Below are 20,275 nucleotides of genomic sequence, written 5' to 3' on the forward strand. Positions count from 1 at the left end.
GCGGGTGTGGGTGGCGTGATCAAGATGGTCCAGGCGATGCGTCATGGCGTGTTGCCCAGGACGTTGCACGTGGACGAACCCTCGCCGCACGTGGACTGGGCGTCGGGTGCGGTGTCCTTGTTGACGGAGCCGGTGGCGTGGCCGGAGACGGGCGCACCGCGCCGGGCCGGAATCTCCGCCTTCGGGGTCAGCGGCACCAACGCACACGTCATCGTGGAGCAGCCCGAGGTCGGGGACCGGGAACCGTTCGGCGCGGCGTCCGACACGACACCCGAGGCGGCGCTCGCCGGGGCGATTCCCACCCCCTGGATGTTTGCCGCCGCAGATGACGAGGCCCTGCGCGCCACGGCGGCCCGGCTCGGTACGCACGTGGCCGAGAACGCCGAAACGGCTGTCTCCGACGTGGCGTTCACGCTGGCCGGCAAGCCCCGACTGGACCACCGCGCGGTGGTGTTCGGGACCGACAGGGAGACGCTGCTGCGTGTCACCGAGGCCGTGGCCTCCGGCACCGAGGCTCCGGGAGTCGTGCGCGGTGTCGCCCGCGGCGGATCCGGCCGCCTGGCGTTCGTGTTCGCGGGTCAGGGTGGTCAGCGGGTCGGGATGGGTCGTGAGCTGTATGAGAGCTTCCCGGTGTTTGCCGCGGCCTTCGATGAGGTGTGCGTGCGGTTGGACGCGGGTTTGGGCGGGTCGTTGCGCGAGGTGATCTCGGGCGATGTGGATGGTCTGGACGAGACCGGGTTTGCGCAGCCGGCGTTGTTCGCGGTCGAGGTGGCGTTGTTCCGGTTGTTGGAGTCGTGGGGTGTGCGGCCGGATGTGGTGGTCGGGCATTCGGTGGGTGAGATCGCGGCCGCGCATGTGGTCGGGGTGTTGTCGTTGGAGGACGCGTGCCGGCTGGTGGTGGCGCGTGGTCGGTTGATGCAGGCGTTGCCGGTCGGTGGTGCGATGGCCGCGATCGGTGCGGCCGAGGCGGATGTTCTGCCGTTGCTGGCGGGGCGGGATGACCTCGTCGGGATCGCCGCGATCAATGGTCCGGATTCGGTGGTGGTCTCCGGCGCCGAGGCTGTGGTTTCCGAGGTCGTGGCGCACTTCGAGGGGTTGGGTCGTCGGGTGCGGCGGCTGCGGGTCAGCCATGCGTTCCATTCGCCGCTGATGGACCCGATGCTCGATGGCTTCCGTGACGTGGTTCGAGAACTGACATTTGCGGAACCGCAGTTGGCGGTGGTCTCGACCGTCTCGACCGATGCCGACTGGACGGATCCCGAGTACTGGGTGCGCCACGTGCGGCAGCCGGTTCGCTTCCATGACGCGATTCGCGTGCTGGAAGACGACGGTGTCGTCTCCTTCGTCGAGGTCGGGCCGGACGGCGCCCTCACCGCGTTGATCAGGGACGGGATTCGGGCTGCCGACGACGCGGTGACCGTGGTTCCGGTGCTGCGCAAGGACCGTCCGGAGCCTGATGCCGCGCTGACCGCCCTGGCCACGCTCCATGTGACGGGTGCCGTCGCCGAAATCCGATGGGCCGGGTTCGTTCCCGGAGCCCGGCGCGTGGCGTTGCCCACGTACCCGTTCCAGCGGCAGCGGTACTGGCTCGACCCGGTGGTCGATCGGTCCGGGGACGCCGCGTCGATCGGGCTGACCGCCGCCGATCACCCGTTGCTCGGTGCGGCGGTCGAACTGGCCGACTCGGCGGGTGTGTTGTTCACCGGTCGGTTGTCCGTGGACAGCCACCCGTGGCTGCTCGACCACACGGTGCACGGGACCGTGCCGGTACCCGGTACCGCGCTGGTGGAGCTCGCGCTTCGGGCCGGCGACGAGGTCGGGTGCGATCTGATCGAGGAACTGACCATCGAGGCACCGCTCGTGCTGACCGACGACGACGCGGTTCGGATCCAGCTCGTGGTCGGTGCGCCGGACGAGGCGGGCCGCAGCACGCTGAGCATCCACTCCGGCCGGCAGCGCCCCGGCGGTCCGACGGAAGGTTGGACCAGGCATGCGCAGGGCGTGCTGGCCAGGGGTGGGGCGCCGGACGCGGAGGCGTTCGGGCCGGAAGACGGGCAGGGGCCGTGGCCGCCGGTCGGCGCCGAGCCGGTGTCGATCGACGGATGCTACGACCGGCTCGCCGCACAAGGACTCGGCTATGGGCCGGTGTTCCGGGGGCTTCGGGCGATGTGGCGGCACGGTGACGAGCTGTTCGCCGAGGTTGCGCTGCCCGCCGACGTGTCGACCGAGGGTTTCGGGGTGCATCCGGCCCTGTTGGATGCCGCGTTGCACCCGATCGGGCTTGCCGGTGACGCTGCGGGCGCGGTGCGGTTGCCGTTCTCGTGGACCGGGGTCGCGCTGTACGCGACCGCGGCCACGACGCTGCGGGTGCGCATCGCGCCGGTGGCCGGCGACAGCTTCGCGGTGACCCTCGCCGACCACTCGGGTCGACCGGTGGGGTCGGTGGCCTCGCTGGTGACCAGGCCGGTCGCCGCCGACGCGCTGCGTGCCGCGCAGGGCGGTCGGGACGGCGCGTTGTATCGGATCGACTGGGAACCCGCGCCGAGCGCCCGGACCGCGTCGGCGGTGCCCGCCACGTGGGCGGTGATCGGCGATGTCCGACACGACGTCGCGAGCGCGGTCGCGGGCGCGCTCCCGACCGGTACCGCGCGGGCGGGGACGGTACACGCCGACCTCGCCGCGCTCGATGCCGCGATCGACGCGGGCGCGCCGGTACCGGACGCGGTGCTCGTCGCGCTGTCGCCGACGCCCTCGCAGGGGCGGGACCGGGACCTCCCGGTCGCCGCGCGGGACGCGCTCGGACGGGCGTCGGACATCGTGCGGGCCTGGTCGGCGGACACCCGGTTCGGCGCTGCCCGGCTCGTCCTGCTCACCCAACACGCGGTGTCCACCCGGGACACCGTCGACGAGACCGGCATCGAGAACCTGACGCAGGCCGCGGTCTGGGGTCTGCTGCGCTCGGCGCAGTCCGAGCACCCGGGGCGGATCGTGCTGGTCGACCTGGACGGGGGACCGGCCGGGATCCCGGCGCTCACCGGCCCGACCGGGTTGCCCGCCGTACTCGCGGCGGGCGACGACGAGCCGCAGTTCGCGATCCGCGACAGCGCGCTCCTGGTACCCCGCCTGGTCCCCGAGCCGGCCGGCGCGGATGCCGAGACGGCCGCGGTCGCCGCGCACGCGGTGCTCGGCGCGGATGACACCGTCCTGGTCACCGGCGCGTCCGGCCGCCTCGGTGGCCTCGTGGTGCGCCGGTTGGTCACCGAGTACGGGGTCCGCCGGCTGGTGCTGGCCGGGCGGCGCGGCGAACAAGCGCCCGGCGCCCTCGAGTTCGCCGCCGAGTTGACCGCGCTGGGCGCGCGGGTGAGCACCGTCGCGTGCGACGTCGCCGACCGCACCGCGCTGGCCGCGCTGTTGGCGGCGCACCCGGTGACCGCCGTCGTGCACTCGGCGGGTGTGTTGGACGACGGACTGTTCGAGGCGATGACCCCCGAACGCATCGACCGCGTACTGCGCCCGAAGCTGGACGCGGCCTGGCACCTGCACGAGTTGACCGCCGACCGGGCGCTCTCCGCGTTCGTGCTGTTCTCCTCGGCAGCGGGCCAGTTCGGCAGTGCCGGCCAGGCGAACTACGCGGCGGCCAACACCTTCCTGGACGCCCTCGGCCGACACCGCGCGGCACGCGGCCTGCCCGCCACCTCGCTGGCCTGGGGACCGTGGGAGGCGGGCGGCATGGACGGCGAACTCACCGACCGGGACCGCGAACGCATGGCCCGCGACGGCATCCTGCCGCTGCCCACCGAACACGCGCTCGCGCTGTTCGACCGGGCCCTGGCCGGGACCGCCGGTGCCACCGCCGACCCGACCGGACCCGACCGGGTGCCGGGCACGGCCGGCGCGGCGCTGCTGCCCGCCCGGCTCGACCCGGCCGCGATGCGGTCCCGGGCCGAGGAGCAGGCCGGCCCGTTCGGCCCACTGGCCGCGTTGACCCGGAATCTGCGCACCGGCCCGACGGCCGGGAACCGCTCGCGCCGACCCACCGCCGGTGACCCGGCGGCTCGCACGGACACCGGCTCGGGTGTACCGCCGCTGGTCCGGTCCCTGCTCGGGGCGCGTACCGGCGATCGACCCCGGCTGGTCCTGGACGCGGTCCGCGCGCACGTGGCCTCGGTGCTCGGCTTCGACGCGGCGGATCGCATCGGCGCCGGACAGGAGTTCCGCGACCTGGGCTTCGACTCGCTGACCGCGGTCGAGCTGCGGAATCGGCTGAACGCCGCGACCGGACTGCGGTTGCCGGCGGCGCTGGTCTTCAACTACCCGACGCCGGCGGCACTGGCCGACCACCTGGGCGCCGAACTCGCCGCCGCCGAGGCGCTCGCGCAGTCCGCGAACGGCACCGACGGCGCCTACGGCGCCGGATCCACCGGCGCGGCCGAACTCGACCGCCTGGAGGCGTGGCTCGGAGCGGCCGACGGCGGCACCCGCGACGCGGTGGCCGGCCGGCTGCGCGAACTGCTCGCCAAGCTCGGCGCCGACGCGGGCACCCACCGCGCGGACCACCGCGACGACACCGGCGGATCCGTCGCGGAAAAGCTCGGCACGGCCGACGACGACGATCTCTTCGACTTCATCGACAACGAGCTGTGACCCGATGACGAACCGCGCCCGCACGCACACCGGCACCGGCACGACGACCGGCGCATGCGTCGACACCGGCACCCGCACAACGACGCAAGCAAGTGTCCGTACGACAACGCACGCAGGCACTCGCACGACGACACAGGCAAGCACCCGCACGAGCACCCGTCCACGGACCCGCATCGACGCCCGCGAGATCACCGGTTGCCAGGCCGCACGTTCAACGGCCGCACGCTACGAGGGGGAATGACGACAGTGGCCGACGAACAGAAGCTTCGCGACTACCTCAGGCGGGTCACCACCGACCTGCACGACGCCCGCCGCCGACTGCGCGAGGCCGACGAGCGTGAGCACGAGCCGATCGCGATCGTGGGGATGAGCTGCCGCTACCCGGGCGGGGTCGGGTCGCCGGAGGACCTGTGGCGGCTGGTCGACAACGGTGTGGACGCGGTCTCCGGCTTCCCGGTGGACCGAGGCTGGGACCTGGACGGCCTGTACGACCCGGACCCGGAACACCTCGGCACCAGCTACACCCGGCACGGCGGCTTCCTGCACGACGCCGCGGCGTTCGACCCGGAGTTCTTCGGCATCTCGCCGCGCGAGGCGCTCACCATCGACCCGCAGCAGCGCTTGCTCCTGGAGACCGCGTGGGAGGCGATCGAACGGGCCGGCATCGACCCGGCCGCGCTGCGCGGCAGCAGGACCGGTGTCTACACGGGCGTGATGTACAGCGACTACGCGTCGCGCCTGCGCTCCGGGACGGCCGCCACGGCCGGCGAGTTCGAGGGGTATCTCGGCAGCGGCAGCGCGGGCAGCGTGGCCTCCGGCCGAGTCGCGTACACGCTCGGGCTGGAGGGCCCGGCGGTCAGCGTGGACACCGCGTGCTCGTCCTCGCTGGTCGCGCTGCACTGGGCGGTCGGCGCGCTGCGGCAGCGGGAATGCTCACTCGTGCTGGCGGGCGGCGTCACCGTGATGGCCACACCGGCCACCTTCGTCGAGTTCAGTCGGCAGCGCGGGTTGTCGGCGGACGGCAGGTGCAAGGCGTTCGCCGCCTCGGCGGACGGTACGGGCTGGTCCGAGGGTGTCGGGATGCTGCTCCTGGAGCGGCTCTCCGACGCGCGCCGCAACGGCCATCCGGTGCTCGCGGTGGTTCGGGGTACGGCGATCAACCAGGACGGTGCCAGCAACGGCCTCACCGCGCCCAACGGCCCCGCCCAGGAGCGGGTGATCCGGGCGGCACTGGCCAACGCCGGTCTCAGCGCGACGGACGTCGACGCGGTCGAGGCGCACGGAACCGGCACCTCGCTCGGTGACCCGATCGAGGCGGACGCGCTGCTCGGCGTCTACGGCCGGGGTCGCGACGGCGAACGGCCGCTGTGGCTCGGGTCGTTGAAGTCGAACATCGGCCACACCCAGGCCGCCGCCGGGGTCGGCGGCGTGATCAAGATGGTCCAGGCGATGCGTCACGGCGTGTTGCCCAGGACGCTGCACGTGGACGAGCCGTCGCCGCATGTGGACTGGGCGTCGGGCGCGGTGTCGCTGCTGACCGAGCCGGTCTCGTGGTCGCGGACCGATCAGCCCCGACGGGCCGGCGTGTCCGCGTTCGGGGTCAGCGGTACGAACGCGCACGTGATCCTCGAAGAGGAGCCCCAACCGACACCGGACCCGGATGCGGACACGGCACCGGACCCGCAGCCGGTGCCCGGCCGGGTGCCGCTGCTGCTCTCGGCCCGTACCGAGGAGGGCCTGCGCGCCCAAGCGGCGCGGTTGCGCGCGCACTTGGCCGAGCACCCCGACGCGGACCAGGCCGACGTGGCGTACTCGCTGGCGACCGGCAGGTCGGCGCTCGACCGGCGCGCGGTCGTGCTCGGCGACCCGCACGACCGGGCGGGCGCGCTCGCCGGCCTGGCCGCGCTGGTCGACGGGACGCCGCACGCCGATGTCGTGCGGGGGAGTGTCGCGGACGGGGACGCCGAGCGGTTGGCGTTCGTGTTCGCGGGTCAGGGTGGTCAGCGGGTCGGGATGGGTCGTGGTTTGTCCGCGGCCTTCCCGGTGTTCGCGGCGGCGTTCGACGAGGTGTGCGACCGGCTGGAAGTGGAGCTGGGTGAGGGTTCGTTGCGCGAGGTGATCTCGGGCGATGTGGATGGTCTGGATGGGACGGGGTTTGCGCAGCCGGCGTTGTTCGCGGTCGAGGTGGCGTTGTTCCGGTTGTTGGAGTCGTGGGGTGTGCGGCCGGATGTGGTGGTCGGGCATTCGGTGGGTGAGATCGCGGCGGCGCATGTGGCTGGGGTGTTGTCGTTGGAGGACGCGTGCCGGCTGGTGGTGGCGCGTGGTGGGTTGATGCAGGCGTTGCCGGTCGGTGGTGCGATGGCCGCGATCGGTGCTGCCGAGGCGGATGTTCTGCCGTTGCTGGCGGGGCGGGCCGATGCCGTCGGGATCGCCGCGATCAATGGTCCGGATTCGGTGGTGGTCTCCGGTGCGGAGGCTGTGGTTGCCGAGATCGTGGCGCATTTCGAGGGGTTGGGGCGTCGGGTGCGGCGGCTGCGGGTCAGCCATGCGTTCCACTCGCCGCTGATGGACCCGATGCTCGACGAGTTCCGCCGGGTCGTGCGGGAACTGAGCTTCACTGAACCGCAGTTGGCCGTGGTCTCGACCGTCTCACCCGATGGTGACTGGACGGACCCCGAGTACTGGGTGCGCCACGTCCGACAGCCCGTGCGTTTCCACGACGCGATTCGCACCCTGACGGCCGAGGGAGTCGGCGGGTTCGTCGAGCTCGGGCCCGACGGGACGCTGAGCGCGCTGATCCGGGGCGCACTGGAGGCGGGCGACCAGCCGGTCGTGGCGTTGTTGCGGCGGGATCGGGCCGAGCCGGACAGTGCGCTGTCCGCCCTGGCGACGCTGCATGTCAACGGTGCGGTGGCCGGGGTCGACTGGGCCTCGTTCGTCCCGGGCGCGCGGCGGGTGGACCTGCCGACGTACGCCTTCCAGCGCCGCCGGTACTGGCTGGACGCCGAGCAGGCGCCCGCGCGGAACGCCCGGGACGAGCGGTTCTGGGCGGCGGTCGGTGCGGGGGACCGGGAGGCGCTGGCGCGCGAACTCGCGGTTGAGGACGATGCGGCGCGCAGTTCGCTCGACGCCCTGCTGCCCGCGTTGTCCGCGTGGTCGCGGCGGGCCGAGGAGCAGTCCCGCACGGACGCGTGGCGGTATCGGATCGGCTGGCAGCCGATCACGTCCGCCGCGCCGCCGGTGCTGACCGGCACCTGGTTGGTCGTGGTACCCAGCGGCGGGCACGAACTGTCCGCCGACCTGGGTGCGTACGGCACGATCCGCACGCTGGAACTGGACACCGCCGACCGGGACCGGGAGCGCGTCGCCGTGCGGCTGCGCGAGGCGACGGACGGCGTGGACGATCTCGGCGGCGTCATCTCGCTTCTCGGGCTGTCGGGGGCGGACGAGGACCTCTTCGACACGGTCGTCCTGCTGCACGCGCTGGGCGATGCCGACGTCACCGCACCACTGTGGTGCCTGACCCGGGGTGCGGTGACGGCGGTCGACGGAGACCGGACGACCGGCGTCGCGGGCGCCGCGATCTGGGGCCTCGGCCGCGTCGCCGCCCTCGAACACCCCACCACCTGGGGCGGTTTGATCGACCTGCCCGAGGTCGTGGACAGCGGCGTGCTGCGCCATGTGGTCGGCGTGCTGGCGGCCGGCGAATCGATCGAGGACCAGGTCGCGGTGCGGGCGGCGGGAGTGTTCGCGCGGCGGCTGGTCCGGGCGCCGGGTACGGGCAATTCTGCCGACGAGGTCGACGCCGGCGCGCCGTGGGCGAGTTCCGGGACGGTACTGATCACCGGTGGCACCGGAGCGCTGGGCGCGCGGGTGGCACGGTGGCTGGCGGACAACGGCGCGAGGCACCTGCTCCTGGTCGGCCGGCGTGGCGCCGCCGCACCCGGAGCAGACGAGCTCGTGGCCGAACTGACCGGACGGGCCGACGGGATCACGGTCACCGTCGCGGCCTGCGACACCGCCGACCGGGCCGCGCTGGCCGCGCTGCTCGACACGATCCCCGCCGACCGGCCGCTGACCGCTGTCGTACACACCGCGGGCGTCCTGGACGACGGTGTCCTGGCCGAGCTGACCGAGGAACGCCTGCACGACGTGCTCCGGCCCAAGCTCACCGCCGCGCGCAACCTGCACGAGCTCACCGTCGGCCACGAGTTGTCCGCCTTCGTGCTCTTCTCGTCCATGGCCGGCACCGTCGGCTCGCCCGGGCAGGCCGGGTACGCGGCGGCCAACGCCGCACTGGACGCGCTCGCTCGGCAGCGCAGCGAACTCGGCCTGCCGGCCTGCTCGATCGCGTGGGGCCCGTGGGCCGGCTCCGGGATGGCCACGGACGAAGCGGTCGACGCGCGGATCCGGCGCGGCGGCGCGCTGCCGATGAACCCGGACCTGGCGATCGAGGTGCTCGGCGACACGGTGCGCTCGGGCGAGCCGTTCGTGGCGGTCGCCGACCTGGACTGGACACGCTTCCTTCCGGCGGCCACCGCCACCCGACGCAGCCCGCTGTTCGACGGCGTCCCGGAGGCGCGGGAACTCGCGGCCCGGGACTCCTCGGCCGCCGGCGCGGGGACCGACGCGCCGGCGCTCCGGGAGAGCCTGGCCGACCTGCCCGAACCGGAGCAGGACCGCACCGTGCTGGAGCTGATCCGGGCGCACGCCGCGGCCGTGCTCGGGCACGGCTCCGGCGCCGCGATCAAGGACACCAAGGCGTTCCGGGAACTGGGCTTCGACTCGCTGATGGCGGTCGAACTGCGCAACCGGATGATCCGCGCGACGGGCCTGCGCACGCTGCCCACGACGCTGGTCTTCGACTACCCGACGCCCGCGACCATGGCCCGCTACCTGCGGGCCGAGATCCTGGGCCGGACCGCCGGCACGACCCCGGCGAACAGCGCGCGGCCGGCCGGCGAGCCGGACGAGCCGATCGCCATCGTCGGGATGAGCTGCCGGTTCCCGGGCGGAGTGGCCTCACCGGAAGACCTGTGGCGCCTGGTCGAGGGCGGGGTGGACGCGGTCGGCGGCTTCCCGGAGAACCGGGGCTGGGACCTGGACGCCCTGTTCGACCCGAACCCGGAGCAGTCCGGGAAGACCTACGTGGACCGCGGCGGCTTCCTGTACGAGGCGGGCGAGTTCGACGCGGCGTTCTTCGGCGTCTCGCCGCGTGAGGCGCTCGCGATGGACCCGCAGCAGCGGCTGCTCCTGGAGGCATCGTGGGAGGCGTTCGAGCACGCCGGGATCGACCCGAGCACGCTGCACGGCAGTGACACGGGCGTCTTCGCGGGTTCCAACGGCCAGGACTACGGGCCGCGGGTCGACGAGATCCCGGAGGGCCTGGAGGGCTACTTCCTGACCGGCAACGCCGCCGCGGTGATCTCCGGGCGGGTGGCCTATGCCCTGGGCCTGGAGGGTCCCGCCGTCACGGTGGACACCGCGTGCTCGTCCTCGCTGGTCGCCATGCACTGGGCGGCCCGGGCGCTGCGCCAGGGCGAGTGCTCGCTGGCCCTGGCCGGCGGCGTGACGGTGATGGCGACGCCCGCGACCTTCATCGAGTTCAGCCGGCAGCGCGGCCTCGCGGTGAACGGCCGGGCCAAGGCGTTCTCGGCGGACGCGGACGGAACCAGCTGGGGCGAGGGCGTCGGGATGGTGCTCCTGGAGCGACTGTCCGACGCGCGACGCAACGGCCACGAGGTGCTTGCCGTCCTGCGCGGATCGGCGATCAACCAGGACGGCGCCAGCAACGGCCTGACCGCGCCGAACGGCCCTTCGCAGCAACGGGTGATCCGGGCGGCGCTGGCCGACGCGGGCCTGTCCGCCGCCGACGTGGACGCGGTGGAGGCGCACGGTACCGGGACCACGCTCGGCGACCCGATCGAGGCGCAGGCCCTGCTGGCCACGTACGGACAGGAGCACGACGCCGAACGGCCCCTGTGGCTGGGTTCGTTGAAGTCCAACATCGGCCACACCCAGGCCGCCGCCGGCGTCGCGAGCGTGATCAAGATGGTCGGCGCGATGCGCCACGGCGTGCTGCCGCGATCGCTGCACATCGTCGAGCCGTCGCCGCACGTGGATTGGGCGTCGGGCGCGGTGTCGTTGCTGACCGAGCCGATGGCGTGGCCGGAGACCGGTGCGCCGCGCCGGGTCGGTATCTCCGCGTTCGGGGTGAGCGGCACCAACGCGCACGTGATCCTGGAACGCCCGGAGCCGACCGCGGACCCGGTCGCGGCGGAACGCCCGCCGACGAGTGGCCCGCTGCCGTTCCTGCTGTCCGCGCGCGACGAGGAATCGCTGCGGGCACAGGCCGAGCGGCTGCGGACGCACCTGGCCGAGGCGCCCGAACTCGCGCCCGTCGACGTGGCGTACTCGCTGGCCCACGGCCGTACGACGTTCGAGCACCGCGCGGTGGTGCTGGGCGAGGACCACGAGGGCATCCGGACCGGGCTGCACGCGCTGGCGGCCGGCGCGGAGTCGCCGGCCCTGGTGCGCGGTACGGCGAGTGCCGAGCCGGGGCGGTTGGCGTTCGTGTTCGCGGGTCAGGGTGGTCAGCGGGTCGGGATGGGTCGTGAGCTGTACGAGAGCTTCCCGGTGTTTGCCGCGGCCTTCGATGAGGTGTGCGTGCGGTTGGACGCGGGTTTGGGTGGGTCGTTGCGCGAGGTGATCTCGGGCGATGTGGATGGTCTGGATGGGACGGGGTTTGCGCAGCCGGCGTTGTTCGCGGTCGAGGTGGCGTTGTTCCGGTTGTTGGAGTCGTGGGGTGTGCGGCCGGATGTGGTGGTCGGGCATTCGGTGGGTGAGATCGCGGCGGCGCATGTGGTCGGGGTGTTGTCGTTGGAGGACGCGTGCCGGCTGGTGGTGGCGCGTGGTGGGTTGATGCAGGCGTTGCCGGTCGGTGGTGCGATGGCGGCGATCGGTGCGGCCGAGGCGGATGTTCTGCCGTTGCTGGCGGGGCGGGAAGACGTCGTCGGTGTCGCGGCGATCAACGGCCCGACGTCGGTGGTGGTTTCAGGTGCCGAGGAGGTGGTTTCCGAAGTCGCGGCCCATTTCGAGGGGTTGGGGCGTCGGGTGCGGCGGCTGCGGGTCAGTCACGCGTTCCACTCGCCGCTGATGGATCCGATGCTCGACGAGTTTCGCGGCGTGGTCGACGAACTCGCCTACGGCCGAGCCGAGTCCGACTACCTGTCGACGGTCGAGGCCGACGGTGACTGGACCGATCCCGAGTACTGGGTGCGTCACGTCCGGCAGCCGGTGCGCTTCCACGACGCGATCGTCGCGCTCGAGGCGCGAGGCGTCGCGGCGTTCGTGGAGCTCGGCCCCGACGGTGCGCTGACCGCGCTGATCCGGGGCGGACTCGACGCCGCCGACGACGCGGTGACCGTGGTGCCGGTCCTGCGCAAGGACCGTGCCGAGGCGGAGAGCGCGCTGTCCGCGCTGGCGACCCTGCATGTGCGCGACGTGGTACCGGACATCCGCTGGGACACCTTCCACCCGGGGGCCCGTCGGGTGGACCTGCCCACCTACGCGTTCCGGCACCACCACTACTGGCTGGACCTGTCCGCCGCCGGGAACACCGACGCGGCGGGCCTGGGACTGGCCCCGCTCGGGCATGCGCTCCTCGGTGCGGCGGCAGAACGCGCCGACGGCGGTGGCGTGTTGTTCACCGGCCGACTGTCCCTGCGCACCCATCCGTGGCTGGCCGACCACGTGGTGATGGACACGGTGCTGCTACCCGGAACCGCCTACGTGGAACTGGCGGTACGGGCCGGCGACGAGGTGGGTTGCGGCCTGCTCGAGGAACTGACCCTGGAAGCACCGCTGATCGTTCCGGAGCGCGGCGCGGTGGTCGTGCAGCTCTGGGTCGACGGACCCCAGGACTCCGGGCGTCGCACGTTCGGCCTGTATTCCCGGGCGGAAGAGGACGGCGGCGAGCCCGCCTGGCAGCGGCACGCCACCGGCACCCTCGCCCAGGCGGTGGAGCCTGCCGAGATCGACGCCGAACCGCTCGGCGAGTGGCCGCCGGCCGACGCGGAGGGGGTGGACCTGGACGGCTTCTACGAGCGGCTGGCCGCGCTCGGCTACGGATACGGTCCGACCTTCCGGGGCCTGCGGGCCGCCTGGCGCCGGGGCGACGACATTCTGGCCGAGGTCGCGCTGCCCGAGGACGCGTCCGTCGCCGGATTCGGCATGCACCCCGCGCTGCTCGACGCCACGCTGCACGCGACCTTCCTCCAGTCGGCGGCGGACGGACTGCGGATCGGCCAGGGCGCGCTGCCCTTCGCCTGGGAATCCGTCGTGCTCCAGGCCGGCGGTGCCTCCTCGGTCCGGGTCCGGGTGTCGCCGATCGGCGACAGCGCGGTGTCCATCACCGTCACCGACCCGACCGGCCGCCCGGTGATCTCGGTGCGCTCGCTGGTGCTGCGCCCGATGTCCGCCGACGGGCTCCGGGAACGGCGGCCCGCGCACCGGGACGCGCTCTTCCGCGTGGACCGGGTGCCCACCGTGCTGGGCACGGCGGACCCCGCGACCGTGGCCTCGACGCCGCTGCGCTGCTCGGACCTGGCCACGGTGCGCGAGGCGGGTGCGTATGTACTCGACGCGCTCCAGCGGCACCTGGCGGATCCGAGCGCACCGCCACTGGTCGTGGTGACGTGTGGTGCGGTCGGGGATCCGGTGCAGGGCGCGGTGTGGGGTCTGGTGCGGTCGGCGCAGTCGGAGCATCCGGGTCGGTTCGTGTTGTTGGACGTGGACACGCCGGAGACGGCGTCGGCGGAGTTGGTGGCCGCCGTGGTGGCGTCGGGCGAGCCGCAGGTGTTCGTGGCGGAGGGTGCGGCGAGTGTGCCGCGCCTGGCGCGGATGGTGCCTGCCGTGGACGCTGCCGGGCCTGATTGGGGTTCGGGGTCGGTGTTGGTGACGGGTGGTACCGGGAGTCTGGGTGGGTTGGTGGCTCGGCATCTGGTGTCTCGGCATGGTGTGCGGGATTTGGTGTTGGTGAGTCGGCGGGGTTCGGCGGCGCCGGGTGTGGAGGGTTTGCGGGCGGGGTTGGTTGCCTCGGGTGCTCGGGTGGAGGTTGTTGCGTGCGACGTCTCGGATCGGGCGTCGGTGGTGGGTTTGTTGGCGGGTCGTTCGGTGTCGGCGGTGGTGCACGCGGCGGGTGTGCTGGATGACGGTGTCGTGGAGTCGTTGTCGTCGGAGCGGGTTGCGGGTGTGGTGGCCGCGAAGGTGGACGGCGCGTTGTTGTTGGACGAGTTGACGCGGGGGCGGGGGTTGTCCGCGTTCGTGTTGTTCTCGTCGGCGGCGGGTGTGTTGGGTTCGGCGGGTCAGGGTGGTTATGCGGCGGCGAACGCGGCGTTGGACGCGCTCGCGGTGCGTCGGCGGGCGGCGGGTCTGCCGGCCACCTCGCTGGCCTGGGGCCTGTGGGCCCAGGCCGAGGGGATGACCGGCGAACTGGACGCCGCCGACCTGAGCCGGGTCACCCGCTCGGGCATGGTGCCGCTGACCCCGGAACTCGGACTGGCGCTGTTCGACGCGGCCGTGGCCACGGCGGAACCGTTGCTGGTACCGGTCGGGTTGGACTCGCGTGTACTTCGGGCCAGGGCGGCGGACGGGGGTCTGCCGCCGTTGTTGCGCGGCCTCTACCGCGCCCCGGCCAGGCGTTCCGCGCACGGCGAATCGGGCCCCGGCGGCGAGGGTTCGCTGCGGGACCGGCTGCTCGCGCTGCCCATCGGCGAGCGGGATCGCGCCGTACTGGACCTGGTTCGCACGCACGTCGCGGCGGTGCTCGGGCACTCCGGCGCCGACGCGGTCGATCCGGAACGGGCCTTCAAGGACCTCGGGTTCGACTCGCTGACCGCCGTCGAACTGCGGAACCGGGTCAACACGGCGACGGGACTGCGGCTTTCGGCGACGCTGGTCTTCGACCACCCCACCCCGGCCGCGCTGTTCGAACACGTACGCACCGAACTGCTGGGCACGGAGGCGGAGACCGTCGACGCGACGGCGCGGACCGGGTCGAGCGCTTCTCGCTCCACCGGTGTCGCCGTCGCCGACGACGAGCCGATCGCGATCATCGGGATGAGCTGCCGCTACCCGGGCGGGGTGGCCTCGCCCGAGGACCTGTGGCGACTGGTCGCCGAGGGCCGAGAGGGCATCACCGGCTTCCCGACGGACCGAGGCTGGGATCTGGACAACCTCTTCGACCCGGACCCCGACCGGCCCGGCCGGACCTACGCCACCGAGGGTGGATTCCTGCACGACGCGCTGGAGTTCGACCCGGAGTTCTTCGGCATATCGCCGCGTGAGGCGGCGGCGACCGACCCGCAGCAGCGGCTGCTCCTGGAGACCACCTGGGAGGCGTTCGAGCGGGCCGGCATCGATCCGCAGACCGTACGCGGCAGCCGGACCGGTGTGTTCGCCGGTGTGATGTACCACGACTACGCGGCCCGGCTGCGGGACATCCCCAGCGGCGTCGAGGGATACCTGGGCAACGGCAGTTCCGGCAGCGTCGCGTCCGGGCGGGTGGCCTACACGTTCGGCCTGGAAGGCCCCGCGATGACGGTGGACACCGCGTGCTCGTCCTCCCTGGTCGCCCTGCACCTGGCAGGACAGGCGCTGCGCCGGGGCGAGTGCACGCTGGCGCTGGCGGGCGGGGTCACGGTGATGGCCACGCCGGGTGTCTTCGTCGAGTTCAGTCGGCAGCGCGGGTTGTCGGCGGACGGCAGGTGCAAGGCGTTCGCGGCGACCGCGGACGGGACCGGTTGGTCCGAGGGCGCGGGCATGCTGCTCCTGGAGCGGCTCTCCGACGCGCGCCGCAACGGCCACCGGGTGCTCGCGATCGTGCGCGGTACGGCGGTGAACCAGGACGGCGCCAGCAACGGCCTCAACGCGCCGAGCGGGCCGTCGCAGCAGCGGGTCATTCAGGCCGCGTTGGCCGGCGCCGGGTTGTCCACGGCGGAGATCGACGCGGTGGAGGCGCACGGTACGGGCACCTCGCTGGGCGACCCGATCGAGGCCCAGGCGCTGCTGGCCACCTACGGCCAGGGGCGGCCGGAGGATCGGCCGTTGTGGCTGGGCTCGTTGAAGTCGAACATCGGCCACACGCAGGCCGCCGCCGGGGTGGGTGGCGTGATCAAGATGGTCGAGGCGATGCGGCACGGCGTCCTGCCCAAGTCGTTGCACATCGCCGAGCCGTCGCCGCATGTGGACTGGGCGTCGGGCGCGGTGTCGCTGCTGACCGAGCCGGTGGAGTGGCCGAGGACGGGCGCTCCCCGGCGAGCGGGCGTCTCCGCCTTCGGGGTCAGCGGTACCAACGCGCACGTGATCCTGGAGCAGCCGGAGCCGGCCGAGCCGGTCGTCGACGAACGCCCTTCGGGCGTCACACCGTTGCCGGTGCTGCTGTCGGCCCGCAGTGAAACGGCCCTGCGGGCCCAGGCGGGGCGGCTCGGTGCGCATCTGGCCGAGCACCCGGAGATCGAGCCGGCGGATGTGGCGTTCTCGCTGGCCGAGGGCCGGGCGGCGTTCGAGTTCCGCGCGGTGCTGGCGGCCTCGGACCGGGCCACGCTGCTGGCCGGCGTGGACGACCTGGCCCACGGGCGTACGCCACGGGGCGCGGCGATCGGGACGGCCGGCGGTTCGACCCGAGGACTCGCGTTCGTGTTCGCGGGGCAAGGTGGTCAGCGGGTCGGGATGGGGCGTGGGCTGTACGACGCCTTCCCGGTGTTCGCGGCGGCGTTCGACGAGGTGTGCGATCGGCTCGAAGCGGAGCCGGCCGCGGGCTCGTTGCGGGCGGTGGTGAGTGGCGAGGCGGAGGGTCTGGACGAGACGGGCTTCGCGCAGCCGGCGTTGTTCGCGGTCGAGGTGGCGCTGTACCGGTTGGCGGAGTCGTGGGGTGTGCGGCCGGACGTGCTGGTCGGGCACTCGGTGGGCGAGATCGCGGCCGCGCATGTGGCCGGGGTGTTGTCGTTGCACGACGCGTGCCGTCTGGTGGTGGCGCGTGGCCGGTTGATGCAGGCGTTGCCGGTCGGCGGTGCGATGGTGGCGATCGGTGCCGCCGAGGCCGAGGTGTTGCCGCTGTTGGCGGATCGGGACGAGCCCGTCGGGATCGCCGCGATCAACGGTCCGGCTGCGGTGGTGGTCTCGGGTGCCGAGACGGCGGTCGCGCAGGTCGCGGAACACTTCGAGGCGTCGGGCCGTCGGGTGCGGCGGCTGCGGGTCAGTCACGCGTTCCACTCGCCGCTGATGGACCCGATGCTCGACGAGTTCCGCCGGGTCGTGGACGAACTGTCCTTCGCCGAGCCGAAGGTGGCCTCGGTGTCCACCGTGACCGGTGCCGCCGTGGTCGGCGAGTGGAGTGATCCGGACTACTGGGTGCGGCACGTGCGCGAGCCGGTCCGCTTCCACGACGCGATACGCGCGATCGAGGAGCGAGGCGTCGGCGGATATGTCGAACTCGGCCCGGACGGAGCGCTGACCGCGCTGATCCGGGACGGCCTGGGGGACGGCCCGCGAAACGGTGACGAGGTGTTGCCGGTCGTCCCCGTGCTGCGCAGGGACCGGGGCGAGACGGAGACCGCGTTGGCGGCCCTGGCCGTACTGCACGTCACCGGCAGCGCCGCCGACATCGGGTGGGACTCCTGGTTCCCCGGTGCCCGACAGGTGGATCTGCCCACCTACGCGTTCCAGCGGCGGCACTACTGGCTCGACGCCGGTTCCGCCGGCGACGTGTCGGCGGTCGGGTTGGCGTCGGCGGGGCACCCGTTGCTCGGCGTCGCGGTCGCGCTCGCCGGTTCGACCGGTGTGCTGTTCACCGGCCGCGTGTCGGTGCGCTCGCATCCGTGGCTGGCCGACCACGTCGTGCTCGGCACCGTAGTCCTGCCCGGAACGGCCTTCGTGGAACTGGCCATCCGGGCCGGTGACGAGGTCGGCTGCGGCCTTCTGGAGGAACTGACCCTGGAGGCTCCGCTGCCGATCCCGGCGAGCGCCGCGATCCGGCTTCAGGTCGCCGTCGGCGACCCGGACGCGGCCGGCCGTCGGCCGCTGGCGGTGTACTCGTCGGCGGACGACGCGGACACCGGGAGCGGGTGGACCCGGCACGCCACCGGCACGCTCGCACCGGGTGTGCCGGGCGAGGCCGCCGAGTCGATCCAATGGCCGCCCGCCGGTGCCGAACCGGTCGACACCGGGGACCTGTACCACCGCTTCGCCGCCGCCGGCATCGACTACGGCCGGGCCTTCCAGGGCGTGCGCAAGGCTTGGCGGCGCGGCGTGGAGACCTATGCCGAGATCACCCTGGCCGAGGACGTCCCGGTGGACGGGTACGCCCTGCATCCCGCGCTGCTCGACGCCGCACTGCACACCGCCGCGCTGGCCGGCGATTCGGACGCCGAACTCGGCTCCCCGCTGGTGCCGTTCGCTTGGAGCGGGGTGCGTCTGGCGGCGACCGGCGCGGTCGCGCTGCGGGTCGCGGTGGTGCCGACCGGCGAGGACGGCATCTCGATCGTCACCGCCGACGCCGAGGGCCGACCGGTGCTCAGCGTCGACGCGTTGGTGCTGCGGAGTGTGCCGCGCTCGATCCCGACGGGCGGGGCGGCCGACGATCTGTTGTTCCGGACGAGCTGGGTCGAGATCGACGCGCCCGGTGTCGCCGAACCGACGGTGCCCGGTCGGATCGTCCTGCTGGGCGACGAGGACACGCTCGGTGCGGCCGAGCACGCCTATCCGGACCTGGCCGCGCTGTCGGCCGCGATCGACGGCGGCACGCGGGAGGTGCCCGACGCGGTCGTGGTGCCCTTCGCGCACACGCCGGACCTCGCGCCCGACGCCGTGCACGGCGCCGTGCATCGAACGCTGGCCCTGGTGCACGCCTGGCTGGCGGAGGCGCGTTACCCCGACACCCGACTCGTGGTGCTGACCCGTGGTGCCACGACGCCGGACCCGACCCCGAGCCCGAGCCCGAGCCCGAGTCCGACGGACGTCGCGCACGCCGCCGCCCTGGGGTTGTTGCGCACCGCGCAGTCCGAACACCCGGACAGGTTCGTGCTGATCGACCTGCCCGGGCCGGGCGAGGCGGAGGCCGAGTCGAGCGAGGCCGCCCGGGCGGTGGCCTTCGCCGCGACCGGCGTGGAGGCCCAACTCGCCCTGCGTGACGGTGTGTTGTTCGCGCCGCGACTGACCCGGGTCGGCGCGTCCGCCGAACCGACCGCGGCCGAGTGGGGCCCGGACGCGAGCGTCCTGATCACCGGTGGCACCGGCACGCTGGGCGGGCTGGTCGCCCGGCACCTGGTCCGGCAACACGGCGTCGGCAACCTCGTGCTGACCAGTCGACGCGGCTCCGCCGCACCGGGCGCCGACGCGCTCGTCGCCGAGCTGGCCGAACTGGGCGCCAGGGCGACCGTGGTCGCCTGCGACGCGGCCGACCGCGACGCGGTGGCCGCGCTGCTCGACGCGCACCCGATCACCGCGGTGATCCACGCCGCCGGCGTGCTCGACGACGGCGTGGTCGAGGCGCTCACCCCGGAGCGGGTGGACGCGGTGCTCGCGGCCAAGACGGATGCCGCGCTGCACCTGCACGAACTCACCCGGGATCGGGAACTGACCGCGTTCGTACTGTTCTCCTCCGCCGCCGGAGTGTTCGGGGCACCGGGCCAGGGCAACTACGCCGCCGCCAACGCGGCACTGGACGCGCTGGCCGAGGTCCGACACGGACAGGGCCTGCCCGCCACGTCGCTGGCTTGGGGGATGTGGGCCGAGGCGAGCGAGCTGACCGGCCGGCTGGCCGCCGCCGACCTGCGGCGGACCGCTCGGGGCGGGATGCTTCCGCTGTCCGCCGAGGAGGGGCTCGCCCTGTTCGACGCGGCCGTGAACACCCGGCCGGACGGAGCGGTGCTGGTCCCGATGCGGCTGGACACCGCCGCGCTCAGGACGGGTTCGGCTCGCGTACCGGCCCTGCTGCGCGAACTGGTACCCGCGTTCGCCGGGGTCGCCCGTCGGGTCGCCGGCACCGGCCCCGAGCGCGGCACATCCGAATCGCTGGCCGAGCGGTTGTCCCGGCTTCCGGAGGGTCAACGCGAGCAGGCCGTGATCGCGGCGGTGACCGGTGAGACGGCGGCGGTGCTGGGCCTGGCACCCGGGGAAACCGTGCGGGCCTCGCGGGAGTTCCGGGACCTGGGCTTCGATTCGCTGGCCGCGGTCGAACTGCGCAACCGGCTCAACGCGATGACCGGCCTGCGATTGCCCGCGAGCCTGGTCTTCGACTACCCGACACCGCGCGTGCTGGCCGGCTACCTGCGCGCCGAACTCGCACCGCGAGGCGCCGAGGACGATGCCGCGGCGAGCCCGGTCGACGACCGGGACGACACGGCGGTACGCACCGCGCTCGCCGGCATTCCGGTCCACGTGCTGCGCGAGTCCGGACTGCTGGAGAGCCTGCTGCGGCTCGCCGGACCGGCGGCACACCACACGAACACCTCCGACGACCACGGCGGGACCGGGCGATCGGGCCCGGCCGACGTGGACTCCATCGACGCGATGGACACCGAAGCCCTGCTGGATCTGGCCCTCGGCACCTCCGAGTCCTGACCATGTCGAA

2 protein-coding genes are annotated in these 20,275 nt (G+C 73.4%); both read left to right on the forward strand.

Annotation, left to right across the window (positions count from 1 at the left end; translation table 11 throughout):
* Positions 1-24: 24 nt before the first annotated feature.
* A complete protein-coding gene (locus tag ACIRL2_RS32140; protein WP_402236924.1) occupies positions 25-4,644 on the forward strand; it encodes an SDR family NAD(P)-dependent oxidoreductase in 4,620 nt (1,539 codons plus the stop codon).
* Positions 4,645-4,890: 246 nt separating this feature from the next.
* On the forward strand, positions 4,891-20,265 hold the full coding sequence (locus ACIRL2_RS32145) for a type I polyketide synthase (RefSeq protein WP_402236926.1): 15,375 nt from the start codon (positions 4,891-4,893) through the stop codon (positions 20,263-20,265).
* Positions 20,266-20,275: the final 10 nt, after the last annotated feature.

Origin of the sequence: Embleya sp. NPDC127516 (assembly GCF_044765325.1) — a bacterium.
Lineage (GTDB): Bacteria > Actinomycetota > Actinomycetes > Streptomycetales > Streptomycetaceae > Embleya.